We start from the raw sequence: 26,034 nt of genomic DNA on the forward strand, positions 1-26,034 counted from the left end.
CCACAGGCTTCCCCGCTCCGGGGGCCCGGACAGTAATCTCTGCGCCCATGGAGCAGAGGCATCTCGGCCGTACCGGCCTTCGTGTGTCCCGGATCGGGCTCGGCACGCTCACCTGGGGCCGGGACACGGACGAGCACGACGCCGCGGACCAGTTGAAGGCCTTCTGGGACGCGGGCGGCACTCTGGTCGACACCGCGGACGCCTACGGGGGCGGGGAAGCGGAGTACCTCCTCGGACGGCTCCTGGACGGGCTGGTGCCGCGGGAGGACCTCGTGGTGGCCACGAAGGCGGGCAGCGTGCGCGATCCGTACCGCAGGTTCAACGGCTCGCGCGGGCATCTGCTGGCGGCCCTGGACGCCTCCCTGGAGCGGCTCGGCACCGACTACGTCGATCTCTGGCAGGTGCACGCCTTCGATCCGGTGACCCCGCTGGAGGAGACGCTCCAGGCGCTGGACCTGGCGGTCACCTCCGGCCGGGTGCGGTACGCGGGGGTGTCCAACTTCTGCGGCTGGCAGCTGGCCAAGGCGGCGACCTGGCAGCTCGCGGCGCCCGGCGCGCGGACCCGGCTGGCGAGCACGCAGATGGAGTACTCCCTGCTGCAACGCGGTGTGGAGCGCGAGGTGCTGCCCGCCGCCCTCGACCTCGGCGTGGGGCTGCTGCCCTCGTCCCCGCTGGGGCGCGGCGTGCTCACCGGCAAGTACCGCACGGGCACCCCGTCCGGTTCGCGCGGGGCGTCCGAGCAGCTGGCGCCCTTCGTGGAGCCCTACCTCGACGACGCGGCGAGCCGCATCGTCGAGGCGGTCGCGACGGCGGCCGACGGACTGGCCACCACCCCGTTGCAGGTGGCGCTCGCCTGGGTGCGCGACCGGCCGGGCGTGGCCGCCCCGGTGATCGGCGCGCGCAACGCGCAGCAGCTCACCGAGGCTTTGTCAGTGGAGACCCTTACGCTTCCTGACGAGATCTGCCAGGCGCTCGACGACGTGTCGGCGCCCGTGCACCGCTATCCGGACCAGGACTGGAGCACGCTGTGACTGCGCTTCCCCGGGGGGAGACCCCGGGCCACTCGGGCCACTCGGCCGAGGGCACCGAGGACACGGAGGACCGCTCGGGGCTGCCCGAGGGCGGCCCCGAGGAGAAGGAGTCCCCCGGGCTGTCCGCGGACGCCGCGGACGAGTCCCCCGACGGCCCGGACGACGATCCCGACGACGATCCGTCGGCCTCCTCCCCCGACGGTTCCGCGACCGGCGAGACCCCCGGGGCCACCGACGGCGAGGCGGGCGACGCCCCGGCGGTGTCCGAGGCGCAGGCGGAGCTCGCCGCCCAGCGTGAGCTGCGCAAGCGCATCGAGCAGCGGAAGGCCGAGAAGGCCGGTCCGATCGAGGCGGGGACGCGACTGAGCGGCACGGCCGCCGAGCTGCTGGCCGCCGTCCGGGCGGTGGAGAGCGGCGAGAAGACCGCCTCCGCGTTCTACGAGGCTCCCGCCGCCCCCGCCGCGCGCCCGGCCGCCCCGGTCGCGGACCGCCCCCGCGCACCCCTCCCCCGGCCCGCCTCCGCCGCCCCGGTGCCGCAGGAGGCACCCGAGGAGGCCGTGGAGGCGGTACGCACCGTGCTGGCAGGGGCGGGCGCCCCGGCGGCGCTGGCTCCGGCCGCCGCCCGGACGCTGGGCGAGCAGGCGGCCGAGGTGCTGCGGCAGGACCCCTGGCAGCTGCTGGCCGTCCCCGGGGTGCGCCCCGAGCAGGCGGACGGGTTCGCCCGCGCCCTGCTGGGGGCGGAGTGCGGTCCCGACGACGAGCGCCGGACCGCGGCGCTGGTGGGGTGGCTGCTGGAGCAGGCCGCCGTGCGCGGCCACACGGCCCTGGACGTCGTCGCGGTACGGGCCGCGCTGGCCGGACACGGGGTGACGGACCCGGAGGCGGCCGTGGACGACGCGGTGGCCGAGGGGGTCGCGCTGCTCTTCGAGGAGGGCGTGGACCCGGCCGGGGCCGAGGAGTCCGCCGGGTCTCCGGGCGGGGAGGAGTCCGGCTCCGCGGACGCGTCCGACGGGACCGCCGACGCCGCCGGTGACTCCGCCGAAGCCGCGGCACCGGGCCCGGCCCTGCTGGGGCTCGACCGGTACGCCCTCGCCGAGGAGAGCCTCGCGGACGGACTGGGCCGCCTGGCCAACGCGTGCGAGAAGGGCGCCGACTGGACGGAGGCGGCCTCGGCCGCGCCCTCGGCCTCGGCCGCCGAGCTGATCCGTGCGGTCGCCGGGGCCGGTCTGGTCGTCCACTCCGGGGGCGAGGCGGCCCGCGCGGAGCCCGCCGCCCTGCTGGTGGCGGCCCGCGGGCTCGGCCTGCGCGCGCTGGGCACCACGCACAGCGCCGACGGCCGCCGCCGGCTGGCAGCCGTGGCCGGGGACCCCGGTGCGGCCGTCACGCTCGCCGGGCTGCTCTCCGGCGCCGAGGGTCCCGGCCGGGACGAGGAGGGGGCGCTCGCGCTCGACCTGCTGGTGGTTCTGGACGCCCCGCAGCTGGACGTGGAGACCGCCGCGGAGCTCGTGGAGGCCCTGGCGGACGGTACGCGGCTGGTGCTGAGCGGCGACCCCGGGGTGCTGGGTTCGGCCGGTGCGGGCCGCGTCTTCGCGGACGTGCTCGCCGCCCGCGCCTGCCCGCAGGTGATCTCCCGCACACCCGATCCCGGGCCCATCGGCGAGCTGGTCTCCGGCGTCGGCGTCGGTGAGCTGAACCAGGTCGAGGCGCCGGGCAGGGAAGTGATGATCGTGCCGGTCCGGGACGCGGGTGAGGCCGTGCACCGCACCGTGCAACTGGTCGCCGACTCCGTACCGCGCGCCTTCGGCATCGAGGCCACGGACACCCGCGTGATCACCGTCGGCCACGGCGGCTCGGCGGGCACCCGTGCGCTCAACGCGGCGCTCAAGGAACGCCTCAACCCGGGGCCCGGCCGGTTCGGCGGCTTCGACCCGGGCGACCGGGTGGTCCACGTGCCCGCGCCCGGCCGGACCGAGCCCGGAGTCGTGGTGTCGGCGGGCGCCGAGGGGCTGCGGCTGGACTGCGAGGGCACCGAGGTCGTCGTACCGCAGGGCCGGGTGGCCTCGGCGGTCCGGCACGGCTGGGCGCTCAGCGCCCACCAGGCGGCGGGGATGCGGTGGCCGGCCGCGGTCGTCGTGCTCCCCGGGGACGCGGCGCGCGGGCTCAGCAGGCCGTGGGTGTACACCGCGTTCGGCCGGGGCGAGCGCCATCTGTCCGTGGTGCACGGCGTGGACCGGGCGCTGCCCAGGGCCGTGGCGGAGATCCCCGCGCAGGAGCGCACCACCCGGCTGCGCGCCCTCCTGGAGGCCCTGCCGACGCCGGACGCGTCGTCCTAGGGGTCCGGTCCTGGGGGTCCGGTCCCGGGGTCCGGTCCTGGAGGGACTTGAGGTCCCGGGGGGGGACTTGGGGTCCCGGGCGCTTCCTGGGCCGCCCCCGGAGAGCCCGAAGCCTCCGCGCCGGCCCGGACAGGCCGGTGGCCCGGTGCGTCGCGCACCGGGCCACCGGTCTTCCGTGAGCCGTCGGTCGGACTCCGCCGCGTGTCGGGCTCAGGCGCCGGACGGGAGGTCGTCCAGGTCGTCGTCGGGGTCGTCGTCCAGGTCGTCGTCGAAGACGGAGCTGACGTCGAACCGGCACACCACCAGCTCCGGGTCCACGTCCTCGAAGGGCGACCCGAGCCACTCGCCCGGTTCCGCCGTCTCCTCGGCGGCGGCGACCCAGAGCGTGGAGTCACCCTCGGCGAGGCCGAACTCCTTGTGCCGGGAGGCGATCTCGTCGGGTTCGTACTCGCCGAACAGCACACCGAGGGCGGCGTGGACGCTCGTACCGACCACCGCGGCGTGGCCGGTGTCGAGGTCGTCCGGGTCGGCGTCCGCGAGGCGTTGTGCCTGGGCGAGCAGCCGCTGCGGGTCCGCCACCGCGTAGTCGCGCCGGATCAGCACGCTGAGCGCGCTCGGCTCGGCCGGTCCGGCGTACGGGGGCAGGGAGTCGTCCGCGCCCGGGATCTCGAAGGGAGTGACTTCGTCGTGCCGTTCGTAGAGGAGTTCGTCGTAGACCTCGGCGGCGGCGGCGAGAGCGTTGAACGCTTCGTAGACGGCGGGGTCCTCGTCCCCGCTACGGCGTTCGACCGCGTCGAGGTGACGGTCGATCGCGGCTTTGACCGCTTCGGCGGCGGCACGTACCTCGGCAGCGGTGGGCTGCGCAGCATCAGACATGAGGCAGACGCTATCCGTACCGGGGCTCTGCCCGCACAATAGATGCGATGCCGGAATACGAATTTGTCGACGTGTACGTGCCGCGCGGGGTCTCCCGCAAGGATGCGGCCCGACTTTTGACCGACCACGCCGAGTACGGGCACTGGGAGTTGGACCGCCTGACGCTCCGCCACGACGGCAGCCGCAGGGTGCGGCTGCGGCGGAGGATCATCCGCCAGCTCAGGGCCACTTGGTGATGCCAGGAGCGGGCCCCGCGTTCGCGGGACCCGCTCCTCTTCCTCATGCCCTGCGCCGGGACGAGGTGGTCCCGTCCGGACCGCGGCGGGCTCGCGCGCCCCGGCCCGGCCCGGACGGGTGACCTCTCCCGGTCCTGGTCCCGGACGTCCCTGTCTGGATGGGTTTCGACAGTGCCGTCCGTCGGACGGCGTTACTTTCGACACACGCCCTGGGCCGTGTCCTGAAAGTCCCGCCTGTCAGGCGGCGCTGCGCGAGCGGCGGTAGAACACCGCTCCGGCGCCGGCGAGCAGCATGCCCGCTCCGGCCGGGATCAGCATGTCGAGGCCACCGGCACCGGTCTCCGCGAGCTGCGGAGGGGTGTGGACCTCGGGGGCGGGCGGCTCGTGGGCCGGCGGAGCGACGGGCTCCTCGGGCGTGACCGGGACCTCCGGCACGACGGGCGGCGGAACGTACGTGGCGTCGTTCGCGCAGTCGTTGCCGAAGACCGGGTTGAGCAGGCCCACGAGGTCCACGGAGTTGCCGCAGGCGTTGACGGGGACGTCGATCGGTGCCTGGACGTTGTTGCCGGAGAGGATGCCGGGCGAGCCCTGCGCGATCCCCTCCGCCGTGGCGCCACCGCCGCCGACGGCCTTGGTGGAGTCGGCGGCGCGGTGCCTGCCGGTCCCCGGGGCGGCGTCCTGGCCCTGGTGCGCCGAGGTGTCTCCGGCGCCCGCGTGCCGGGAGCCGGACGTCCGGCCGCTTCCGCCGCCGGTCACGGAGCCGTCCTGCGACGTGTTCGCGCAGCTGTTTCCGAACGCCGGGTTGAGCAGACCGACGACGTCGACGGAATTTCCGCAGACGTTGACCGGGACCTCGATCGGAATCTGGATGCTGTTCCCGGATGCCACTCCCGGGGAATTCGTCGCGGCGGCAGCCGCTCCGGAGTCGGCGTGCGCGTAGCCCCCACCGAGTGCGAGCACTCCGCCCGCCGCCGCCATGGTGATCAGGCCTTTACGAGTGACCTGTCGCATAGGTGTTTTCCTGCCTTCTGCACTTCCGAATTACCCCCGGACACGACCGTGCGAGGGCCGAATGCCGGTCGGCCCCGGAGCGCATGGCGCGCGCTCCGGGGCCGTCCGGGCTCAAACCCTTACGGGTTGACGCTCAACGTCAGGCGTTGACGCAGGTGTTGCCGAAGGCCGGGTTCAGGAGCCCGATCACGGAGATCGTGTTGCCGCACACGTTCACCGGAACGTGGACGGGGACCTGAATGGTGTTGCCCGAGATGACGCCGGGGCTGCCGATGGCGGCACCCTGGGCACCCGCGTCGGCAACGGCCATGCCGGCGCCCGCGAGCACGAGACCACCGGTGACAGCCGCAGCGGCGGCAATCTTCTTGATCATTGTTCCTCCTCGTTGGAAATGCGGTCCCAGCCGCGGACCGCAACACCTGTAACGAGGAGAGAATCGGGGGGCTACGAGCCCAACCCCCCTTTCACTCTTTCCGGTGAGGTACGGACAGGCGGGCGAATTGCGTCACCGGTGCGGGGCGGAAGTGCGGAGGCCGGTTCAGCTGTGGTCGATGAAGCGGTCCAGCACCCGTACGCCGAACTGCAGGCCGTCCACCGGTACGCGCTCGTCCACGCCGTGGAACATGCCCGCGAAGTCGAGCTCCGGCGGCAGCTTGAGCGGCGCGAAGCCGAATCCCCGGATCCCCAGGTCGTCGAAGGACTTGGCGTCCGTACCGGCCGACAGCATGTACGGCACGGCCCGCGCGATCGGGTCCTCGGCCACCAGGGCCTTCTGCATGGCGTCCACGAGGGCGCCGTCGAAGGTCGTCTCCAGCGCCTTGTCCGCGTGCACGTCCTCGCGCCGTACGTTCGGGCCGAGGATCCGGTCGATGTCGGCGAGGAATTCTTCCTCGTACCCCGGCAGGAAGCGGGCGTCCACGTGGGCGGTCGCCTGGCCGGGGATGACGTTGACCTTGTAGCCGGCGCCGAGCTGCGTCGGGTTGGCGGTGTTGCGCAGGGAGGCGCCGATGAGCTTGGCGACGCTGCCCAGCTTGGCGAGGGTCTCCTCCATGTTCTCCGGGTCCAGTTCGGTGCCCAGGGCGTCCGAGAGCTCGTCCAGGAAGTGGCGCAGGGTCTTGGTGACCCGGACCGGGAACTGGTGGCGCCCGAGCCGGCCGACCGCCTCGGACAGCTCGGTGATGGCGTTGTCCTTGTGGATCATCGAACCGTGCCCGGCGGTGCCGTCCACGGTCAGCTTCATCCAGTGCATGCCCTTCTGGGCCGTCTCCACCAGGTAGAGGCGCAGCTGCTCGTTGACCGTCAGCGAGAAACCTCCGACCTCGCTGATGGCCTCGGTGACGCCCTCGAAGAGCCCGGGGTGGTTGTCGACGAGGTAGCGGGCGCCGTAGGTGCCGCCGGCCTCCTCGTCCGCGAGGAACGCCAGCACGATGTCGCGCGGGGGCTTGCGGCCACTGCGCATCCGCTCACGGACGACCGCGAGCGTCATCGCGTCCATGTCCTTCATGTCGACCGCGCCGCGTCCCCAGACGCAGCCGTCCGCGATCTCGCCGGAGAACGGGTCGTGGGTCCAGTCGGCCGCGTTGGCCGGGACGACGTCCGTGTGCCCGTGGATGAGAAGCGCGGGCCGGGAGGGGTCCTCGCCCTCGATCCGGGCCACGGTCGACGCGCGGCCCTTGTGCGATTCGAAGATCTGCGGTTCCAGCCCGACCTCGGCGAGCTTCTCCGCGACGTACTCGGCGGCGAGCCGCTCGCCGGGGCCGGAGTGGTCCCCGTAGTTGCTGGTGTCGATCCGGATCAGCTCACGACAGAGGTCCACGACCTCGTTCTCGGCGTTGCCGGTCTTCCCGGACGGACCTGCCTGGGAGGCGCTGCTCTCGCTCACACTGATTCCTTCCACTGTCACGGTGGTGCTCCCCCTCATCCTCGCGCGCCCGCCCCGCCGGGCCCAAGGCCGTCCCCCCGACGACATACGCCCGTCACACGGGCCCGTCCCGCGGGCGGGAGCGGGGGCCGCGCGGCGGCGGCCGAGGGGTGGGCCGGAGGGGTGGATCCGGGGGGTGATCGAGGACCCCCGAATGTTTGGTATTGTTTTCCACGTCGGAACGGGACAGGAACAACGGCCCCGAGAACGACAGACACCTTGTCCGGGTGGCGGAATGGCAGACGCGCTAGCTTGAGGTGCTAGTGCCCTTTATCGGGCGTGGGGGTTCAAGTCCCCCCTCGGACACCAACGAAGGACCCCAGTCGATCTGGGGTCCTTCTGCTTTTCCGGTCGTATCCGCTCCCCCGTCACCCGTCACCCGTCGGCCGTCGCTCGTCACCGCTTGCCACTGTCACCCGTCGTCCGTCACCCGTCACCGCAGAGGCCGTCCCCATGCCCCGCCCCGCGTCCGTCCGCCCGTCGTCCCTGCCCGGGGCCCGGCTCCGTGCCGTACGGCTCCGGGAGGGGGCCCGGTGAGGGGGCGCCGGAGGCCCACCGCCTCGCCGCTCCCGCAGCGCGAGGGCGTCGATCCCGTGCGGGTGCGGCTGCCCGTGGACCCCGAAGGGGCGTGGGCGACCGTGGGCGACCATCTGCGGGAGCGGTTCGGTGCCGCGGTCGGGGCGGCACGGGTGGAGGCCATGCTGGCGGAGGGGCTGTTCGTCGGGGCGGACGGGCGGCCGGTCCTGGGTACGCGGCCGTACGAGAGCGGGCTCGGGATCTGGTTCCACCGGGAGTTCGCGCCCGAGGAGCCGGTGCCGTTCCCGGTGGGGGTGGTCCACCGCGACGAGCACGTGGTGATCGCCGACAAGCCGCACTTCCTCGCCACCACCCCGCGCGGGCGGCACGTGACGCAGACGGCGGTGGCGCGGCTCCGGCACGAGCTGGGGCTGCCGGGCCTGCAGCCCGCGCACCGGCTGGACCGGCTGACCGCGGGCCTGGTGCTCTTCGTCGTGCGCCCCGAGGACCGGGGCGCGTACCAGACGCTGTTCCGGGACCGGCTGGTGCGCAAGGAGTACGAGGCGGTCGCCGGGTACGACCCGGAGCTCGCGCTTCCCCGGACCGTACGGAGCCGGATCGTGAAGGAGCACGGGGTGGTGGCCGCGCGTGAGGTGCCGGGCGAGCCGAACAGCGAGAGCCGGGTCGAGCTGCTGGAGCACCGGGGTGGGCTCGGCCGTTACCGGCTGCTGCCCGCCACCGGGCGGACCCATCAACTGCGTTTGCACATGGCCACGTTGGGGCTGCCGCTGGTCAATGACCCGCTCTATCCGGTGGTGGAGCCGGAAGGCGCCCCGGACGACTGGTCGCGTCCGCTGCAACTGCTCGCGCGGGTGCTGGAGTTCACCGATCCGGTCACGGGTGAGCCGCGCCGCTTCAGGAGCGGGCTTCGGCTCTCCGCGTGGCCGGACCGGTGAGCGGGACTGATCGCGGCGGTCAGTGACCGCGTGCGATCCACTCCTCCAGGTGCGGGGCCTCCGCGCCGATGGTGGTGGAGTCGCCGTGTCCGGTGCGGACGGTGGTGTCCGCCGGGAGGGAGAGCAGCCGGTCCCGGATGGAGTCGACGATCGTCGGGAAGTGCGAGAACGACCGGCCGGTGGCGCCGGGACCGCCCTGGAAGAGGGTGTCCCCGGTGAAGACCGTGGCCAGCTCGGGGGCGTACAGGCAGACGGCTCCCGGGGCGTGGCCCGGGGTGTGCAGGACGGTCAGCCGGGTACCGGCGACCTCCAGTTCCTGGCCGTCCGCGAGTTCGCCGTCGGGCGTGCGGTCGGGGTGGGTCTGCTTCCACAGCGGCAGGTCGTCCGGGTGGAGCAGCACCGGGGCGCCGGTGGCCTCGGCGAGGGCCGGGGCGGCGTCGATGTGGTCGTTGTGCGCGTGGGTGGAGACGATGGCGCGCAGCGTGCGTCCGCCGAGGGCGGCCAGGATGGCGTCGGCGTCGTGGGCGGCGTCGACGACGATCGCCTCGTGGTCGTCACCGACGATCCAGACGTTGTTGTCGACGTCCCACTCGCCGCCGTCGAGCGCGAAGGTGCCGGAGGTGACCAGGTGGTCGATGCGGGCGGCCATCAGAAGACCACCACCGAACGCAGCACGTCGCCGTCGTGCATCCGCTCGAAGGCGCGCTCGACGTCGCCGATGCCGATGGTCTCGGTGACGAACGCGGAGAGGTCGATCCGGCCCTGCTGGTGCAGGTCGACGAGCATCGGGAAGTCGCGGGACGGCAGGCAGTCGCCGTACCAGGAGGACTTCAGCGAGCCGCCGCGGCCGAACACGTCGAGGAGGGGGAGTTCGAGGCGCATCTCGGGGGTGGGGACGCCGACCAGGACGACGGTTCCGGCCAGGTCGCGGGCGTAGAACGCCTGCTGGTACGTCTCGGGGCGGCCGACGGCCTCGATGACGACGTCGGCGCCGTTGCCGTCGGTGAGGGCGCGGATCGCCTCGACCGGGTCGTTGTCGCGGGAGTTGACGGTGTGCGTGGCACCCATCTTCTTCGCGGTCTCCAGCTTGCGGTCGTCGATGTCCACGGCGATGATCTTCGCCGCGCCCGCGAGCCGTGCGCCCATGACGGCCGCGTCGCCGACGCCGCCGCAGCCGATGACCGCGACGGAGTCGCCCCGGCCGACCTCACCGGTGTTGATGGCGGCGCCGATGCCCGCCATGACGCCGCAGCCGAGGAGGCCGGCGACGGCCGGGGACACCTCGGGGTCGACCTTGGTGCACTGGCCGGAGGCCACCAGGGTCTTCTCGGCGAACGCGCCGATGCCCAGCGCCGGGGAGAGCTCGGTGCCGTCGAGCAGCGTCATCTTCTGCTTGGCGTTGTGGGTGTTGAAGCAGTACCAGGGGCGTCCGCGCAGACAGGCGCGGCACTGGCCGCAGACGGCCCGCCAGTTGAGGATGACGAAGTCGCCGGGGGCGACGTCGGTGACGCCCTCGCCGACCGACTCCACGACGCCCGCCGCCTCGTGGCCGAGGAGGAAGGGGAACTCGTCGTTGATGCCGCCCTGCTTGTAGTGCAGGTCGGTGTGGCAGACACCGCACGCCTGGATCTTCACCACGGCCTCGCCGGGGCCGGGGTCGGGGATCACGATCGTCTCGACCCGCACCGGTTCGTTCTTGCCCGGCGCGATGACACCTTGCACCTGCTGCGGCATACCCTGCTCTCCTTCTGAAGTGGCGGCTCTGAGCCGTGTCCGGCCGGGCGCCCGGATCAGCGGGCCCTGTCGCAGACACGGCCTGAGCTCCTGCGGCGTCCGACCGCTGTCCGAAGATCGAACTCGGACAAAGGTACGCGCTGCGGGGTGGGCGTGCGCAGACGCGGGCGGGCGGTCAGGGCGCGAGTACGTCCAGTTCCTCCAGGGCGCCGAACGCGATCTCGCGGGTGAGTCGTTCGGCGGCCTCCGCGTCCCCCTGGCGTACCGCCTCGGCGACCCTGACGTGCAGGGTCACGGCGGCCGGGTCGGGGTCCTCGAACATCACCCGGTGGTGGGTGCGGCCGGCCAGGACCTCGGCGACGACGTCCCCGAGCCGGGCGAACATCTCGTTGCCCGAGGCGTTCAGCACCACCCGGTGGAAGGCGATGTCGTGGCGGAGGTACTCCTCCAGCCGCTGGCCGCGCGAGGTCTCGACCATGCCGAGGGCGCACTCGGTGAGGGCCGCGCACTGGGCGGGGGAGGCGTACCGGGCGGCGAGCGAGGCCGCGACGGGCTCGATCGCGGACCGGAGCACGGTCAGCGAGCGGAGCTGGCGCGGGCGGTCGGCCCCGGCGAGCCGCCAGCGGATGACCCGGGGGTCGTAGACGTTCCACGCCTCGGTGGGGCGTACGGTCACGCCGACCCGGCGGCGGGACTCGACGAGGTGCATCGACTCCAGGACGCGGACCACCTCGCGGACGACCGTGCGGGAGACCTCGAACCGCTGGGCGATCTCGTCGCTGCGCAGGACGTCGCCGGGCCTGCGCTCCCCCGAGGTGATCTCCAGACCCAGGGCGTCCAGCACATGCGTATGGAGCCCCTGGCTCGTCGTGGTCATGGGGCAAGGGTACGGGGCGATTCCAGGACACCACGGGCGGCCTGCGGCACCGCCGGGACCGGCCCGGCACCCCCGGCAGGCATTAAGTACGACGTTTGCGTCACACTCTCTTGAATAAGTACGACCTAATGGGTTTCAGTAAGCACGACGGACCGATGTCGAAGAAGACAGCGAGGCACCAATGAGCACCCCCCACGTCGTCGTGGTGATGGGCGTGGCAGGGACCGGCAAGACCACGATCGGCCCCCTGCTCGCCACCGCACTGGGCGTCCCGTACGCCGAGGGCGACGACTTCCACCCCGAGTCGAACATCGCCAAGATGTCCGCCGGTACCCCGCTGGACGACTCGGACCGCTGGCCCTGGCTGGACGCCATCGGACAGTGGGCGCACGGCCGGGCCGGGCTCGGCGGTGTCGTCTCCAGCTCGGCGCTCAAGCGGGTCTACCGCGACCGGCTGCGCTCCGAGGCACCCGACGCCGTCTTCCTGCACCTGACCGGAGACCGCGCCCTCATCGAGGGCCGGATGTCCGCGCGCAAGGGCCATTTCATGCCGACCGCACTGCTCGACTCGCAGTTCGCCACCCTTCAGCCGCTGGAGGCGGACGAGGCGGGCGTCGAGGTCGACGTGACCGGCACCCCCGAAGAAATCACCGAACGGGCCGTCGCCGCGCTGCGCCGGCTCGCGAGTTAAGGACCCCTCACCGTGACCAGTCTCAGCGTCGAGACGTTGGCAGCGGACGCCGTCGATCCCATCACCTCCGCGGGCAACGCGCAGTTGGGCATCGCCGTCGTCGCCGGCATCGCCGTCATCGTCCTGCTCATCACCAAGTTCAAGCTGCACGCCTTCCTGGCGCTCACCATCGGCTCGCTGGCGCTCGGCTCCTTCGCCGGGGCGCCGCTGGAGAAGACGATCGCCAGCTTCACGGCGGGGCTCGGCTCCACCGTCGCGGGCGTCGGCGTCCTCATCGCCCTGGGTGCGATCCTCGGCAAGCTGCTCGCCGACTCCGGCGGCGCCGACCAGATCGTGGACACCATCCTCGCCAAGGCGAGTGGCCGGGCGATGCCCTGGGCGATGGTGCTGATCGCCTCCATCATCGGCCTGCCGCTCTTCTTCGAGGTCGGCATCGTGCTGCTGATCCCGGTGGTGCTGCTCGTCGCCAAGCGCGGCAACTACTCCCTGATGCGGATCGGCATCCCGGCGCTCGCCGGTCTCTCCGTGATGCACGGACTGATCCCCCCGCACCCCGGCCCGCTCGTCGCGATCGACGCACTCGGCGCCAACCTCGGCGTCACGCTGGCCCTCGGCGTGGTCGTCGCCATTCCGACGGTGATCATCGCCGGTCCGGTCTTCTCCCGGTTCGCCGCCCGCTGGGTCGACATCAAGGCGCCCGAGGGCATGGTTCCCGAGCGCGCCTCGGAGGACCTGGAGCGCCGCCCGAGCTTCGGCGCGACGCTGGCCACCGTGCTGCTGCCGGTCGTGCTGATGCTGGCGAAGGCCCTGGTCGACATCGTCGTGGACGACCCCGAGAACCACGTCCAGAAGGTCACGGACGTCGTCGGCTCCCCGCTGATCGCCCTGCTCGCCGCGGTGATCGTCGGCATGTTCACGCTGGGCCGGGCCGCCGGGTTCACCAAGGACCGGCTGGCCGGCACCGTCGAGAAGTCGCTCGCCCCGATCGCGGGCGTGCTGCTGATCGTCGGCGCGGGCGGTGGCTTCAAGCAGACGCTGATCGACGCCGGCGTGGGCCGGATGATCCTGGAGTTCTCCGAGAACTGGTCGATCCCGGCGCTGCTGCTCGGCTGGCTGATCGCGGTCGGCATCCGGCTCGCGACCGGTTCGGCGACGGTGGCGACCATCTCGGCGGCCGGTCTGGTCGCCCCGCTCGCGGCCGACATGTCGACCGCGCACGCCGCCCTGCTGGTCCTCGCGGTCGGCGCGGGCTCGCTCTTCTTCAGCCACGTCAACGACGCGGGTTTCTGGCTGGTGAAGGAGTACTTCGGGATGGACGTCGGTCAGACGGTCAAGACCTGGTCGGTGATGGAGAGCATCATCTCCGTCTGCTCGCTGGCCTTCATCCTGCTCCTCTCCCTGGTGTTGTAGGGCCGGGGCGGGGCACCTGACGGCCCCCGCCCCGTGCTCCACATCTCAAGGCGCCCGACCGGCCGGTACGCATGCCCATACACGCGTACCGGACCGGTCGGGCGCCTTCGTCGTGGGCCCCCGGCCGTACGTGCCCGGCCCGCCGCCGCCCGTCAGCCGAGGGCCGCCGCCCGTCAGCCGAGGGCCGCCGCCCCGTCAGCCGAGCGCCGCCGCCACCGCCCGGCCCGCCGTGCGGCCGGAGAAGATGCAGCCGCCGAGGAAGGTGCCCTCCAGCGAGCGGTAGCCGTGCACCCCGCCGCCGCCGAACCCGGCCGCCTCCCCCGCCGCGTACACCCCCGGCAGCGGGGAGCCGTCCGCCGTCAGCACGCGGGAGGAGAGGTCCGTCTCCAGCCCGCCGAGCGACTTGCGGGTGAGGATGTTCAGCCGGACGGCGATCAGCGGTCCGGCCTTCGGGTCGAGGATGCGGTGCGGCTTCGCCGTACGGATCAGCTTGTCGCCCAGGTACGAACGCGCCCCGTGGATCGCCGTGATCTGGAGGTCCTTGGTGAACGGGTTGGCGATCTCGCGGTCGCGGGCGGTGATCTCGCGGCGCAGCGCGTCCTCGTCGATGAGCCCGTCGCCGGTCAGCGCGTTCATGCCCCGGACGAGCGCGCCGAGGTCGTTCTCCACGACGAAGTCCACGCCGTGGTCCATGAACGCCTTGACCGGTCCGGGGACCTCCGCGCGGGCCCGGCCGATGACGTCGCGGACCGACTTGCCGGTGAGGTCCGGGTTCTGCTCGGAGCCGGAGAGCGCGAACTCCTTGCCGATGATCCGCTGGTCCAGCACGAACCAGGTGTAGTCGTACCCGGTCCTCATGATGTGTTCGAGGGTGCCGAGGGTGTCGAAGCCGGGGAAGAGCGGGACCGGCAGCCGCTTGCCCCGGGCGTCGAACCAGAGGGAGGACGGGCCGGGCAGGATGCGGATGGCGTGCTTGTCCCAGACCGGGTTCCAGTTCTCGATGCCCTCGGTGTAGTGCCACATCCGGTCGCGGTTGATGTGGTGGGCCCCGGCCTCCTCGGCGACGCCGAGCATCAGCCCGTCGACGTGGGCGGGCACACCGGAGAGCATCTTCGCGGGCGGGGTGCCGAGCCGCTCGGGCCACTGGGCCCGTACGAGATCGTGGTTGCCGCCGATGCCGCCGGAGGTGACGATCACCGCCTGGGCCCGCAGCTCGAAGGCGCCGGTGGCGGTCCGGCTGCTGGCGGTACCGCGCTCGGCGGCGCTGGGCTCCAGGATCTCGCCGGTCACGGTGTCGACGGCGCCCCCGGTGCGCCCGAGGCCCGTCACCCGGTGCCGGAAGCGGAAGCGGACGAGCCCCTTGGCGACGCCCTCGCGCACCCGCCGCTCGAAGGGGGCGACGACCCCGGGGCCGGTGCCCCAGGTGATGTGGAAGCGGGGGACGGAGTTGCCGTGGCCGGTCGCGTCGTAGCCGCCGCGCTCGGCCCAGCCGACCACCGGGAAGAGCCGCAGCCCCTGCGCGCGCAGCCAGGAGCGCTTCTCACCGGCGGCGAAGTCGACGTACGCCTCGGCCCACTTCTTCGGCCAGTGGTCCTCCTTCCGGTCGAAGCCCGCCGTGCCGAACCAGTCCTGGAGGGCCAGCTCCCGGCTGTCCTTGATCCGGAACCGGCGCTGCTCCGGCGAGTCGACGAGGAAGAGGCCGCCGAAGGACCAGTGCGCCTGGCCCCCCAGCGACTGCTCGGGCTCCTGGTCGAGCAGGATCACGGAGCGCCCCGCGTCGGCCAGCTCCGCCGTGGCGGCCAGCCCCGCGAGGCCGGCTCCGATCACGATCACGTCGGCGTCGTACGCCATGGGTTCCATCCTTCGGGCGAGGCGGTGCGGAGTCCGGCCGGGGCGCGGCACCGGGCCGGGGCGGCGGACGTGCGTGGGAGCGCCGGCCGGTGTCCCGCGGTCGGTCCGTGGCGAGTCCCGGAGGTACCGGAGGTCGCGGAGCGTGGAAGTTACTGGTGCGTCAGATCTTCGGCACCCTCCGATGCCGGAGTCAACAGGCCGGTCGGACCAATCTCACCGCTCCCCCGCACCGAGGGGCATATCGTTCGGAACACACCGTTTCCGCCCGCCCGATCCGAGGAAGAAACCTGTGTCCTTGCTGGTCGTCCTCCTCTCCGTGGGCGCGGCGGCGTGCCTGGGTTTCGGCTTCGTCCTGCAGCAGCAGGCCGCCCGCCGCGCCCCGATGAGCGATTTCCTCTCGCCCCGGCTGCTGCTCGACCTGATGAAGGTGCGGAGCTGGCTGGCCGGCATCGGGTTCATGGTCTGCGGGATGGTGCTCGGGGCGCTGGCCCTCGGTCAGGGCGAGCTGTCGGTGGTGGAGCCGCTGCTGGCGACCAATCTGCTCTTCGCGCTGAGTCTGTCGCGCGGCCTCACCGGGCAGCGGCTCGGCCGCCAGGGGTGGAGCGGGCTCGTGCTGCTCTCCTGCGGGGTCGCCGCGTTCCTGCTCGCGGGTCAGCCGACCGGCGGCCGGGCGGAGACCGACCCGCTGCGGCACTGGCTGATCATCGGCGTGGTGGTGGGGCTCGCGCTGGTCCTCGCCGCCTCCGCGCGGCATGCCCGCCCCGCGGTGGCGCCCTCGCTGCTGGCCCTGGCGGCGGGCCTGCTGTACGGACTCCAGGACGCCCTCACCCGGGAGAGCGGCCAGCTGCTGACCGACGGCGGCTGGCCCGCGCTGGTGGGCAGCTGGCAGCCGTACGTCGTGCTGGTGATCGGCGTGACCGGGCTGATCCTGGTGCAGAGCGCGTTCGAGATGGCGCCGCTGCGGATGTCGCTGCCCGCGCTGACCGCCGCCCAGCCGCTGGCGGGGATCGCCTGCGGCATCGGTTTCCTCGGCGACCAGGTGCGCACGGACCCGGCGGCGCTGGCGGGCCAGGCGGCCGGGCTGGCGGCGATCGTCGCCGGGATCGTGCTGCTCGGGCTCCATCCGGCACTGCCGGGCGGCAAGGGCGGCGCCCATCCCGCCCGGGACCTGCTGCCCACGGACGGCGGCGGGATCTGACCGGAGACGGGGATTCGGGATCGGGGTGGCCGGTGCCGGTCCAGTCCTTCCGGAGGTCCCAGCGGGTGAGGAGAGCGGGCCGTTCGCGCAGTCCCTCCTCGACGAGCCGGGCGGTCGCGGCGGCCGGCCACTCCCAGGCCCGGTCCGCTTCGGCCCGCTCGATCTCGGCGTCGTAGGCGGCGGCGTCGAAGCGTTCCGTACCGGGAATCGGCGGGTTGCCGAGGCTCTGCCGCCAGTCGGACCACACCACCTCGTCGCCGTCCCGGCGGATCGTGACGTACAGCGCTCCGCAGCAGCCCTCGGTGCACCAGGCCTCGGCGAGCCGCACCTCGTGGGGCTCGGCGGTGGCGCGCAGCGCGCCCCGGTCGAGCAGGTGTGCCGGTGTCCCCGCGGGGCCCTTGCCGAAGTGCGCGGGCACCAGCGGGAGTCCGTCGAGCAGCAGACGGGTCTCCGGAGCCTGCCGGTACGCCGGATCGCGCAGGGTCGGCTCCACCCGCAGCCGGCCGTACGGCACCGGAGCGGCGAGGAGCCGGGGCAGGGTCTGCCGGTACCACCTGGCGCGCCGGTGCTCGTCGGCCTCCTCGCGGCCGGACGGAAGGTGCGCGCCGACGGCTGCCCACTCCGGCGCGGACAGCTGTGACCTCAGGGTCTCCAGGAGTGCTTCGCGCCGGCCGGGCGGCCAGGGCAGGAGCACGCTCGGCCCGCTGCGCAGTTCCAGGGCGAGGGAGAGGAGGAGAACGCCGTGGCCGAGACCGGGGGTGAGCCGCGCGGCCCCGGCGATCACGGCTTCGTACACGGCGACGGCGCCCTCGTAGGCGAGGAGTTCGATCTGGCTGCCGTAGGTCGACGCCATCATGACGAGCAGGTGGCCTGCCCGCTCCAGCAGGCGGGGATCGACGGGGTCGGCGCGGACCAGGTCGGCGAGGAGCATCGCCTCGGCGACCCTGCGGGCTTGGGTGGGCCCCATGTCCCGGGGCGTGACCGGGACCTCCAGGAGCCTTCGGCGGGCGGCGGGTTCGTCCTGGCCGGTCAGCGCGTCGACGAGGGACCGCAGCTCCCCCTTCCTGACGCGGCCGTCGAGCCAGAGCCTGGCCGCCGCGGGGCGGTCGAGTCCGTCCAGCGCCCGCACGACCGGTGTCAGGAAGTCCCGCAGCAGGCCGAGGACGCGGAGATACGGGACGTCCTCGGGTTCTCCGACGCGGGCGAGGAGGCCGATGCCGGCGCTCACCGCTGCCACGCTCGTACCGCGGCGCACCAGCTGCCGGGCGACGGCGAGAGCGGCGGTCCTGTCCTCCAGCGGCAGGTGCGCGACGGCGGCCCGGACGGGCCGCTCCCCGGTGCCCTGCTCGCACAGGGCCCGGTGGACGCGCTGCGCCGCACGCTCGGCGTCGCGGTCGGTCAGCAGGGGTGCGAGGAGTCGGCGTACGGTCTGCTCGCTCGCGGCGAAGCGTGCGGCGGAGCTCTCGGCGGAACCGTCCGCGGGGCCTGCCGCGAAGGAGCGGCCCGGCACGCCGGGTGTGCCGTTCTCCGGGGCGTCGCCCTTCGGGAAGGGTGTCCCGTTCTCCGGGGCGTCGCTCTTCCAGAAGCGCTCGGGACGTGCCGTGTCCGGCAGCGCGAAGCCGCGGCCGGGTGGGCGGCTGTCGGGCGCCGCCCGGAGCAGCCGCAGCGCGTGGTCGTACAGAGGGGTCCGGGGTGGGAGCGCCCCGCGCTCTTCCGGGGCGCTCACAGGGCGCGGTGGTGCTCGATTCCGTAGGTCATGGCGGGAGTCTGGCAGCCGCCCACCGCGCCCACAAAGGGTTTTCGGCGGTGCCGCTGCCGTGCTCCGCCCGCCCGCTGTGTCTTCGCCGCTCCGTCCCGGCCGCGGTCCGGTCGACGTCCGGCCGACGTCCGGCCCGGGTGGACGCGGGCGGGGTGCGGTTGGATGGGCGGCATGAATCCTGCTGACGAGATCCTGGACATCGTCGACGAGAACGACGAGGTGGTGGGGCGGGCGACGCGCGGCGAGGCGACCGCGCGCGGGCTGCGCCACCGGTGTGTGTTCATCGAGGCGCGCGACGCCGGGGGGCGGGTGTTCGTGCACCGCAGGACGGCCACCAAGATGGTCTTCCCCTCGCATCACGACATGTTCGTCGGTGGTGTGGTCGGGGCGGGCGAGTCGTACGACGAGGCGGCGCTGCGCGAGGCGGAGGAGGAGCTCGGCGTCTCCGGACTGCCGCGCCCGGAGCCGCTGTTCACCTTCCTGTACGAGAAGGACGGGCACTCCTGGTGGTCACGCGTCTACCAGGTGCGGTGCGAGCTGCCGGTCGATCCGCAGAAGGAGGAGATCGACTGGCACGACTTCCTCACGGACGAGGAGGTGGCGCGGCGCGTCACCGAGTGGGCGTGGACGCCGGACGGCCTGGAGGCGTACCACCGGCTGCGGACGTTCCGGGAAGCGCTCCGGTAACCGGGGCGCTTCGGTAACCGGGGCGCTTCGATCTCCTCGGGCGCGCTGCGCCCGGCGCGTGCTGCGCCCGGCGCGTGGATTCCCTGGCGTTCCTCCGCCAGCCTGGTGTCGGAGCCCGATCGACCCGGCTCGATGTGATCGGAAGCGGTCTCAGGAGGGCGGATAGGGTTTCCACGTGAAGGAATTCGTACAGAGCCTGCGGCTGTGGTTCGCGCCTCAGCGCATCCGCGACGAGGGCGACACCCCGGACTACCGCTTCTCCCTCGCCAACGAACGGACCTTCCTCGCCTGGATCCGTACGGCCCTGGCGCTGATCGGCGGCGGTTTCGCCGTCGACCAGTTCCTGCCGGGTCTCGCCCGGGGCGTGCGGGCGGGGCTCGCCTTCGGGCTCCTCGCGGCCGGGGTGCTGTGCGCGCTGCGGGCCGTCAACCACTGGGTGCGCTGCGAACGGGCCATGCGGCGGGGCGAGGACCTGCCCGTCTCCCGGTTCCCGACCCTGCTGAGCCTGGTGGTCGCGGTGGTGGCCGTGGCGATGGTGGTGGTCGTCCTCTTCGGGTGGGAGGGCCGGTGACCGGAGCCGCAGCCGGTCCCGGCGGTTCCGCCGCCGACCGGGACCCGGGCCTCCAGCCGGAACGCACCCGGCTGGCCTGGCGGCGTACGACGCTGTCGGCGACCGTGGCGGCGGTGCTCGCGGGCAAGCAGGCGCTGCACGGCGGCGCGACCGTCTCCGCGGTGATCGCGCTGGCCCTGAGCGCGGCGGCCTGGATCGGCTTCCTGCGGGTGGCCCACCGGCGGGTGCGGGAGACCGGAACGGCGCGGCCGGTACCGCTGGCTCCGCGAGCGGCAGTGGTGGCCGCCGCGTGCACGGTCGCCCTGGCGGTCTTCGCGGCGGCGATGGTGTTCTGAGCGAGGTGCGCCGGGGGTCCGCACCCGGCGTGCGCTGTTCCGGCGTGCGCCGCCCGCACCCCCGTACGCCCGGGGCGTCCGGCCCGAGGGGCGTTTCCCCGCACCCCGTACGGGCATGCCGGACGGGGGCCGACACATCGGGCACGGAGAGACCCGCCGACCGGTGGAACCTCGGCCGGACGATCCGAGGATGGTGGTTGAACTGCCCGCACCCGGCGCTTCCGAGAGGTCCAGCACCGCCGTGATCATCACCAACGGCCGCGGTGAGTACCTCCTGCATCTGCGCGACGCCAACAAGCCGATCTGCGACAGCGGCGCCTGGTCCCTGGTGGGCGGCGGCGCCGAGGGGACGGAGACCCCGGACGAAGCCATCCGGCGGGAGATCCGGGAGGAGACCGGTCTCGTCCTGCCCGGCATCACGGCCTTCACGGCCGTGCACGACGAAGGCCCGTACGTCACCGAGGGGCACATCCACGTCTACACCGCTCGCTGGGACGGCGACGCGCACGCCCTCCCGGTCAGCGAGGGCATCATGTTCCACTGGTTCCGACTCGCGACGATGGAGCATCTGACCATGGCCCCGTGGGCCCATCGGGCCATCAAGGCCCACCACTTCGCGCAGGCCGGCTGAACCGCGCGTACGGCAGGGGCGTCCGGCGTACGCGAGCTCACCCCGGGTGCGCCTCGGCGGCCTCCGCCTGGGTGTAGGAGGAGGTGAAGGTGAACGCGCGGGGAGAGGGGCCGACGGCGCGCAGTTCCGCCAGCCGCTCCAGGGCCTCTTCGACGGTCGGCACGTGCCCGACGGGGATCCACCAGAGCACCAGGTGCGCCTCGACGTGCCGGGCGAACCAGTCACGGCGCCGCCGCACCACTTCCAGGTGGCCGCTGCGGTAGGTGAAGTCCCAGAGGGCTTCCAGGGTCTCCCACACCGACATGTTGACGATGACGTTCTCACCGGCCGGACGCAGGGCCGTGGCATCGGCCTCTCCGTCCTCCACGAGCCGCCATACGAAGCCGGGCGCGCCGTCGGCGGTGGCGTTGACCGGATCGAGCAGTTCGACGAAGGGTGCGATGCGCGGGTCGTCGAGAGGGTGGAGGAGCGTGGCCACGTTGAGCTGGGCCAGGTGGACGGCGCGCGGAAATGCGGTCATGGCCTCATCCCAGCACGCCCCGGTTTTCTATGTCAATCATCGTTGGTTTTAGAATGTTCGACGACCACGCAGCACTCCCCCGGCCTGGGATCCATCCGGGCACGCACGGGACCGTCGGCACCGAGCAGCCCCTCCAGCAGCGCGAGGTTCATGCCGCACACGAGCGGCGGGAAGCGCTCGGCGACCGCATGGAAGGGGCAGTTGCGCATACGGACCACGGGGGCCACGGCCTCCGCGCCCTCCTGGGCGCCTTCACCCTCCAGATGAGGTTCGTAGCCGCGCGCGGCCAGCAGCCGCGCGGCCTCTTCGAGGTCACCGCAGGGCGTCGCCGTGCCGCGCAGCGCCTCGCCCCGGCGGCGCGCCGCCGCGCCGAGTCCGGCATCGAGCCCGGCCTCCTCGGCGGCCTCGGCGAGGAGTTCGGCGGCGGTGCGGTAGTCGCGGGCCGGCAGTGAGACCGCGAACTCGGCCCGTACGCGCCGGTACACCTTGGCCGGCCGCCCGGCGCCCGGCCCCGAGCGACCGGACAGCCGACGGCTGGCACCCTCCAGCAGCCCGGCACCGGTCAGCTTGTCCAGATGGTGCGCGGCCAGCGTGCGCGTCACCCCGGCCGCCTCGGCGGCCTCGTTGCGGCCGACCTCGCGGCCCTGGGCCACCACGTACTCGTACAGGCGGCGGCGTACCGGGTCCTGCAGCATTGCGATCGCGTCGATGTCCTCCACCCGGCCAGTCTAGGAACAACGCCGGGTGCGGACAGAAGGCGGCGGCAGGCACCCCGGCACGCGGGGCACCGCGCACCCGCGCCCTGCAGGACGGCGTCCAGCAGCCCCGGGAAGCGGGCGTCGAGGTCGTCGCGGCGCAGGGTGAGCGAGCGCTGACGACCCTGGGGGACGTTACGGACGAGGCCCGCCTCGCGCAGGGTCTTCAGGTGGTGGGAGAGCGTCGACTCTGGACGCCCCGCTCGACCGGACCCCGGCGGCCTGAACCACCGGACCGGGCCACAGCCCCGGGCCGCCGGTACCGGACCGGGCCGCCGGACAGGACAACCCGGCGCCCCGTCCGGGCACCCGGGCACCCGGCCACCGGACGGAGCGCGGGTCGTGGGGTCACCAGCGCGGGGTCACCACAGCCGGATCACCAAAGCCGGATCACCAACGCGGGATCGCCGGGGTCACCCAGGCGGGGTCGGCCTTGCGCATCGCCGCCGCGTCGTCGCGGTCGCGCAGGGTGCCGTCGTCGTCCAGCCAGCGCCGGTGGAGGGCGGCCAGCCGGTCCCGGTCGAGTTCGACGCCGAGACCGGGCGCGTCGGAGACGGTCAGCCGCCCGTCCTTGAAGACGTGGCGGGTGGTGATGACGTCCTCGGTCTGCCAGGGGTAGTGGCTGTCGCAGGCGTAGTCGAGGTTGGGCACGGTGGCGGCGACATGGGTCATCGCGGCGAGGCTGATGCCGAGGTGGGTGTTGGAGTGCATGGAGAGGCCCACTTTGAACGTACGGCAGATGCCCGCCAGTTCACGGGTGCGGTGCAGCCCGCCCCAGTAGTGGTGGTCGGAGAGGACGACCTGCACCGCGTCCTTGGCGAAGGCCTCGGGCAGTTCGGCGAGGGTGGTGACGCACATGTTGGTGGCGAGCGGGACGTCCGTGCCCGCCGACACCTCCGCCATCGCCGCGGTTCCGCTCGCCGGGTCCTCCAAGTACTCCAGCACGCCGCCGAGTTCGCGGGCGACCCGGAGCGAGGTCTCGACCGACCAGGCGCCGTTGGGGTCGAGCCGCAGCGGGCGGCCGGGGAACGCCTCGGCGAGCGCGCGGACCGCGGCGATCTCCTCGTCCGGCGGGAAGACGCCTCCCTTGAGCTTGAACGAGCCGAACCCGTACTCCCGGGCGAAGCGTTCGGCCTGGGCGACGACCCCGGCCGGGTCGACGGCGGCGCCCCAGTCGTCCGCCTCGCCGCCCTCGGGGTGGGCCGCCCAGCGGTAGAAGAGGTACGCGCTGTAGTCGACGGCGTCGCGGACCTTGCCGCCGAGCAGGGCGTGCACGGGCAGGCCCAGCGCCTTGCCGAGCGCGTCCAGGCAGGCGACCTCGAAGCCGGAGACGACGGAGAGCCGGAGCTTGTCGGCCGTACGGACACCCCGCAGGCCACCCGCGTCGACCCCCTCCTCCTCGCCCCCCGCCGCGCGGGAGTCGCCGCACACCTCCTCCGCGAGGGCGAAGAGGCCGTTCAGATCGCTGACCGGCCGACCGGGCAGAGCCTGGGCGAGCGGACGGGCGAGATCCAGGTAGACGGAGTCGCCGTAGGTCTCCCCGACGCCGGACACGCCACCCCGTGTGACCACTTCCACGATGAGGCGCGGGGTGTAGGGCTGGTGCACACCCTGGGTGTTGAGCAGGGGCGGGTCGGCAATGAGAATCGGGGTGAGCCGGACATCCTCGATCAACAACGCTGTATCCATACGTGAACCCTATTCAGGGATGCGTTCGGGCGCCAGGGTGGAAGCGGGCCCGGCGGCCGAACCGACACGGACTCCCCCGCACTCCGCCCCCCGCGGATTCGGGCCACTCACTGGACGACATACCGACTGGTCGGCATCATGGGCACGTTCGGTCCACCACCCCGGAGGTGCGCGTCATGAGCCCAGTCCCCCCGCCCGGACTCGACCCCGCCCTGCTGCGCGGCCATCTCGACCGCGAGCGGCCGGGACTGGTGAGCGGACCGCTCGAAGCCCGGCTCATCGAGGGCGGCCGGTCGAACCTGACGTACACCGTCACCGACTCCGTCCGCACCTGGGTGGTCCGCAGACCCCCGCTGGGTCATGTCCTGGCCACCGCGCACGACATGAAGCGTGAGCACCGGGTCATCGACGCCCTGCACCCGACCGCCGTGCCGGTGCCCGAGGCGGTGCTGCTCTGCGAGGACGACTCCGTCATCGGTGCGCCGTTCTACGTCATGGAGTACGTGGAGGGCACCCCCTTCCGTACCGCCGAACAGCTCGCCCCGCTCGGCGCCGAGCGGACCCGGCAGGTGGTGCTGGGGCTGGTGGACACCCTGGTCGACCTGCACGCCGTGGAGCCGGCGGCGGTCGGGCTCGGCGACTTCGGACACCCCGAGGGCTTTCTCGACCGGCAACTGCGCCGCTGGGGGAAGCAGCTGGACGCCTCGCGCAACCGCGAGCTGCCCGGCATCGACGAGCTGCACGCCGGTCTCGGCCGCGCGCTGCCCGACTCGCCCGCCCCCACCGTCGTGCACGGCGACTACCGCCTGGACAACGTGCTGATCGGCGCCGACGACTCCGTCAAGGCGGTGCTCGACTGGGAGATGTCCACCCTCGGCGACCCGCTCACCGACCTCGGCCTGCTGGTGATGTACAGCTCCGACCTGGGACTTCCCCAGTCGCCCGTCTCCACGACGAGCGGCGCCCCGGGCCACCCCTCGCCCGCCGAGCTGATCGAGCGCTACGCGTCCCGCTCCGGCCGCGACACCTCCGCCCTCTCCTGGTACACCGCGTTCGCGTGGTTCAAGCTCGCCGTGATCCTGGAGGGCATCCACTACCGCTACACGCTGGGCCAGACGGTCGGCGCGGGCTTCGACCGCATCGGCGAACTCGTCCCCCTCTTCATCGAGCACGGCCTCACCACCTTCCAGGAAGGCTGATCACCCGCATGGACTTCGCATACGACGCCCGTACCGAGGAGCTGCGCACCAGGCTGCTCACCTTCATGGACGAGCACGTCCACCCGGCGGAGAAGACCGCCGAGGGGCAGCGGGCGCGACTCGCCTCGCCCTGGGAGACCCCGCCGGTGGTGCAGGAGCTGAAGGCCGAGGCCCGCCGCCAGGGCCTGTGGAACCTCTTCCTTCCGGACGCCGAGCACGGCGCCGGGCTGACCAACCTCCAGTACGCGCCGCTCGCCGAAATCAGCGGCCGTTCGCCGCAGTTGGCGCCGACCGCGCTGAACTGCGCGGCTCCGGACACCGGGAACATGGAGGTGCTCCACCAGTTCGGTACGGACGCGCAGAAGAAGCAGTGGCTGGAGCCGCTGCTGGCGGGCGAGATCCGTTCGGGGTTCGCCATGACGGAGCCCGAGGTGGCCTCGTCCGACGCGACCAACATCGAGACCCGGATCACGCGCGAGGGCGACGACTACGTCATCAACGGCCGCAAGTGGTACATCTCCGGGGCGATGAACCCGGACTGCGCGGTCTTCATCGTGATGGGCAAGACCGACCCCGACGGCGAGGACATCCGCCGCCAGCAGTCGATGATCCTGGTCCCACGCGACACCCCCGGCCTCGAAGTGCGCCGCGCCATGCGGGTGTACGGGTACGAGGACCACTGGCACGGCGGGCACGCCGAACTCGTCTTCACCGACGTCCGGGTGCCGGTGGCCAACCTGGTCGGCGAGGAGGGCGGCGGCTTCGGGATCGCCCAGGCGCGGCTGGGCCCGGGGCGCATCCACCACTGCATGCGGCTGATCGGCATGGCGGAGCGCGCGATCGAGCTGATGTGCCGTCGCGCCGTCTCCCGTACGGCCTTCGGCAAGCCGCTCGCCCAGCAGGGCGTGGTGCAGAACTGGATCGCGGACGCCCGGGTGACCGTCGAGCAACTGCGGCTTCTGGTGCTGAAGACGGCCTGGCTGATGGACACCGTGGGCAACCGGGGGGCGCACACCGAGATCCAGGCCATCAAGATCGCGACCCCCCGCGCGGTGCTCGGCATCCTGGACGACGCGGTCCAGCTGCACGGCGCCGGAGGCGTGAGCCAGGACTTCCCGCTCGCCGAACTCTGGGCTTCCGCACGGACGTTGCGCCTGGCGGACGGGCCGGACGAGGTGCACCAGCGTTCGCTGGCGCGGCGGGAGATCAAGAAGTACCTCTGACGCGGCGGGTCCTGGCGACGGAGC

General features: G+C 73.0%; 26 protein-coding genes and 1 tRNA gene. 15 read left to right on the forward strand and 12 right to left on the reverse strand.

Annotated elements, in window-relative coordinates; genetic code table 11:
• Positions 1-47 precede the first annotated feature (47 nt).
• Both ACFWEE_RS14115 and ACFWEE_RS14120 read left to right on the forward strand, forming a co-directional pair.
• Positions 48-1,031 carry an aldo/keto reductase gene (locus ACFWEE_RS14115; protein WP_386888976.1) on the forward strand — a complete coding sequence of 328 codons (984 nt, stop codon included), beginning with the start codon at positions 48-50 and terminating at the stop codon, positions 1,029-1,031.
• Positions 1,028-3,364: a helix-hairpin-helix domain-containing protein gene (locus ACFWEE_RS14120; protein WP_386888978.1), complete on the forward strand. Its 2,337-nt coding sequence runs from the start codon at positions 1,028-1,030 to the stop codon at positions 3,362-3,364. Before ACFWEE_RS14115 ends, ACFWEE_RS14120 begins: the two co-directional genes overlap by 4 nt.
• A 210-nt stretch (positions 3,365-3,574) precedes the next feature.
• Here ACFWEE_RS14120 and ACFWEE_RS14125 read toward each other — a convergent pair whose 3' ends face one another.
• Entirely contained in the window at positions 3,575-4,240 is a 666-nt protein-coding gene (locus ACFWEE_RS14125; protein WP_386888980.1) for a hypothetical protein, read from the reverse strand.
• Between the two features lie 47 nt (positions 4,241-4,287).
• On the opposite strand from ACFWEE_RS14125, the gene ACFWEE_RS14130 reads away from it, so the two are divergent.
• Positions 4,288-4,476: a DUF5703 family protein gene (locus ACFWEE_RS14130; protein ID WP_266702672.1), complete on the forward strand. Its 189-nt coding sequence runs from the start codon at positions 4,288-4,290 to the stop codon at positions 4,474-4,476.
• Positions 4,477-4,713: 237 nt separating this feature from the next.
• Here ACFWEE_RS14130 and ACFWEE_RS14135 read toward each other — a convergent pair whose 3' ends face one another.
• The 3 genes from ACFWEE_RS14135 to ACFWEE_RS14145 all read right to left on the reverse strand — a co-directional run bounded on the left by ACFWEE_RS14135 (position 4,714) and on the right by ACFWEE_RS14145 (position 7,369).
• Positions 4,714-5,487: a chaplin gene (locus tag ACFWEE_RS14135; RefSeq protein ID WP_386888982.1), complete on the reverse strand. Its 774-nt coding sequence runs from the start codon at positions 5,485-5,487 to the stop codon at positions 4,714-4,716.
• A gap of 139 nt (positions 5,488-5,626) precedes the next feature.
• Entirely contained in the window at positions 5,627-5,860 is a 234-nt protein-coding gene (locus tag ACFWEE_RS14140; RefSeq protein ID WP_386888983.1) for a chaplin, read from the reverse strand.
• Between the two features lie 165 nt (positions 5,861-6,025).
• Complete coding sequence (locus tag ACFWEE_RS14145; RefSeq protein WP_386888984.1) at positions 6,026-7,369, reverse strand: M20/M25/M40 family metallo-hydrolase; 1,344 nt, start codon at positions 7,367-7,369, stop codon at positions 6,026-6,028.
• Positions 7,370-7,629: 260 nt separating this feature from the next.
• Between ACFWEE_RS14145 and ACFWEE_RS14150 the strand changes: the two genes are divergently transcribed.
• Positions 7,630-7,717, forward strand: a tRNA-Leu gene (locus ACFWEE_RS14150).
• Between the two features lie 224 nt (positions 7,718-7,941).
• On the forward strand, positions 7,942-8,880 hold the full coding sequence (locus tag ACFWEE_RS14155) for an RluA family pseudouridine synthase (protein ID WP_386888985.1): 939 nt from the start codon (positions 7,942-7,944) through the stop codon (positions 8,878-8,880).
• Positions 8,881-8,899: 19 nt separating this feature from the next.
• Here the strand turns inward: ACFWEE_RS14155 and ACFWEE_RS14160 are convergent, their stop codons facing one another.
• From ACFWEE_RS14160 to ACFWEE_RS14170, 3 genes are all read right to left on the reverse strand, one after another.
• Positions 8,900-9,529, reverse strand: coding sequence for an MBL fold metallo-hydrolase (locus ACFWEE_RS14160; protein ID WP_386888987.1), 630 nt, complete (start codon positions 9,527-9,529; stop codon positions 8,900-8,902).
• Complete coding sequence (locus ACFWEE_RS14165) at positions 9,529-10,614, reverse strand: S-(hydroxymethyl)mycothiol dehydrogenase (protein ID WP_386888989.1); 1,086 nt, start codon at positions 10,612-10,614, stop codon at positions 9,529-9,531. The genes ACFWEE_RS14160 and ACFWEE_RS14165 overlap by 1 nt, the downstream gene beginning before the upstream one ends.
• Before the next feature lie 175 nt (positions 10,615-10,789).
• Positions 10,790-11,491 (reverse strand): FadR/GntR family transcriptional regulator, encoded by a 702-nt coding sequence (locus ACFWEE_RS14170; protein ID WP_386888991.1) that lies wholly within the window; start codon positions 11,489-11,491, stop codon positions 10,790-10,792.
• 181 nt (positions 11,492-11,672) lie between these two features.
• Between ACFWEE_RS14170 and ACFWEE_RS14175 the strand changes: the two genes are divergently transcribed.
• Entirely contained in the window at positions 11,673-12,182 is a 510-nt protein-coding gene (locus tag ACFWEE_RS14175) for a gluconokinase (RefSeq protein ID WP_386888992.1), read from the forward strand.
• 12 nt (positions 12,183-12,194) lie between these two features.
• Positions 12,195-13,592, forward strand: a complete 1,398-nt coding sequence (locus ACFWEE_RS14180) for a GntP family permease (RefSeq protein ID WP_386888993.1) — start codon at positions 12,195-12,197, stop codon at positions 13,590-13,592.
• 195 nt (positions 13,593-13,787) lie between these two features.
• Here the strand turns inward: ACFWEE_RS14180 and ACFWEE_RS14185 are convergent, their stop codons facing one another.
• Positions 13,788-15,443: an FAD-binding dehydrogenase gene (locus ACFWEE_RS14185; RefSeq protein ID WP_386888994.1), complete on the reverse strand. Its 1,656-nt coding sequence runs from the start codon at positions 15,441-15,443 to the stop codon at positions 13,788-13,790.
• A 289-nt stretch (positions 15,444-15,732) separates the two neighbouring features.
• On the opposite strand from ACFWEE_RS14185, the gene ACFWEE_RS14190 reads away from it, so the two are divergent.
• The 6 genes from ACFWEE_RS14190 (at position 15,733) to ACFWEE_RS14215 (ending at position 20,624) form a co-directional block, all read left to right on the forward strand.
• Positions 15,733-16,641, forward strand: coding sequence for a DMT family transporter (locus tag ACFWEE_RS14190; RefSeq protein WP_386888996.1), 909 nt, complete (start codon positions 15,733-15,735; stop codon positions 16,639-16,641).
• Positions 16,642-17,383: 742 nt separating this feature from the next.
• The gene (locus ACFWEE_RS14195; protein WP_386888998.1) at positions 17,384-18,394 is read left to right on the forward strand and encodes a hypothetical protein; all 1,011 of its coding nucleotides are present in this window, start codon (positions 17,384-17,386) and stop codon (positions 18,392-18,394) included.
• A 177-nt stretch (positions 18,395-18,571) separates the two neighbouring features.
• Positions 18,572-19,087: an NUDIX hydrolase gene (locus ACFWEE_RS14200; protein WP_386889000.1), complete on the forward strand. Its 516-nt coding sequence runs from the start codon at positions 18,572-18,574 to the stop codon at positions 19,085-19,087.
• A gap of 175 nt (positions 19,088-19,262) precedes the next feature.
• Positions 19,263-19,658: a YidH family protein gene (locus tag ACFWEE_RS14205; protein ID WP_266702702.1), complete on the forward strand. Its 396-nt coding sequence runs from the start codon at positions 19,263-19,265 to the stop codon at positions 19,656-19,658.
• Positions 19,655-19,993, forward strand: coding sequence for a DUF202 domain-containing protein (locus ACFWEE_RS14210; RefSeq protein ID WP_386889002.1), 339 nt, complete (start codon positions 19,655-19,657; stop codon positions 19,991-19,993). Before ACFWEE_RS14205 ends, ACFWEE_RS14210 begins: the two co-directional genes overlap by 4 nt.
• 190 nt (positions 19,994-20,183) lie before the next feature.
• Positions 20,184-20,624, forward strand: coding sequence for an NUDIX domain-containing protein (locus ACFWEE_RS14215; RefSeq protein ID WP_386889004.1), 441 nt, complete (start codon positions 20,184-20,186; stop codon positions 20,622-20,624).
• Positions 20,625-20,661: 37 nt separating this feature from the next.
• Here ACFWEE_RS14215 and ACFWEE_RS14220 read toward each other — a convergent pair whose 3' ends face one another.
• The 4 genes from ACFWEE_RS14220 to ACFWEE_RS14235 all read right to left on the reverse strand — a co-directional run bounded on the left by ACFWEE_RS14220 (position 20,662) and on the right by ACFWEE_RS14235 (position 23,588).
• Positions 20,662-21,144 carry a DUF3291 domain-containing protein gene (locus ACFWEE_RS14220; protein WP_386889006.1) on the reverse strand — a complete coding sequence of 161 codons (483 nt, stop codon included), beginning with the start codon at positions 21,142-21,144 and terminating at the stop codon, positions 20,662-20,664.
• Between the two features lie 32 nt (positions 21,145-21,176).
• Positions 21,177-21,839, reverse strand: a complete 663-nt coding sequence (locus tag ACFWEE_RS14225; RefSeq protein ID WP_386889047.1) for a helix-turn-helix transcriptional regulator — start codon at positions 21,837-21,839, stop codon at positions 21,177-21,179.
• On the reverse strand, positions 21,743-22,216 hold the full coding sequence (locus ACFWEE_RS14230) for an ArsR family transcriptional regulator (protein WP_386889007.1): 474 nt from the start codon (positions 22,214-22,216) through the stop codon (positions 21,743-21,745). Before ACFWEE_RS14230 ends, ACFWEE_RS14225 begins: the two co-directional genes overlap by 97 nt.
• Before the next feature lie 73 nt (positions 22,217-22,289).
• On the reverse strand, positions 22,290-23,588 hold the full coding sequence (locus tag ACFWEE_RS14235; RefSeq protein WP_386889009.1) for a glucarate dehydratase family protein: 1,299 nt from the start codon (positions 23,586-23,588) through the stop codon (positions 22,290-22,292).
• Between the two features lie 176 nt (positions 23,589-23,764).
• Between ACFWEE_RS14235 and ACFWEE_RS14240 the strand changes: the two genes are divergently transcribed.
• Both ACFWEE_RS14240 and ACFWEE_RS14245 read left to right on the forward strand, forming a co-directional pair.
• Positions 23,765-24,787 carry a phosphotransferase family protein gene (locus tag ACFWEE_RS14240; protein WP_386889011.1) on the forward strand — a complete coding sequence of 341 codons (1,023 nt, stop codon included), beginning with the start codon at positions 23,765-23,767 and terminating at the stop codon, positions 24,785-24,787.
• A gap of 8 nt (positions 24,788-24,795) precedes the next feature.
• Entirely contained in the window at positions 24,796-26,010 is a 1,215-nt protein-coding gene (locus tag ACFWEE_RS14245) for an acyl-CoA dehydrogenase family protein (RefSeq protein WP_386889013.1), read from the forward strand.
• Positions 26,011-26,034: the final 24 nt, after the last annotated feature.

Source organism: Streptomyces sp. NPDC060184 (assembly GCF_042728795.1).
In the GTDB taxonomy this organism is placed as follows: Bacteria; Actinomycetota; Actinomycetes; order Streptomycetales; family Streptomycetaceae; genus Streptomyces.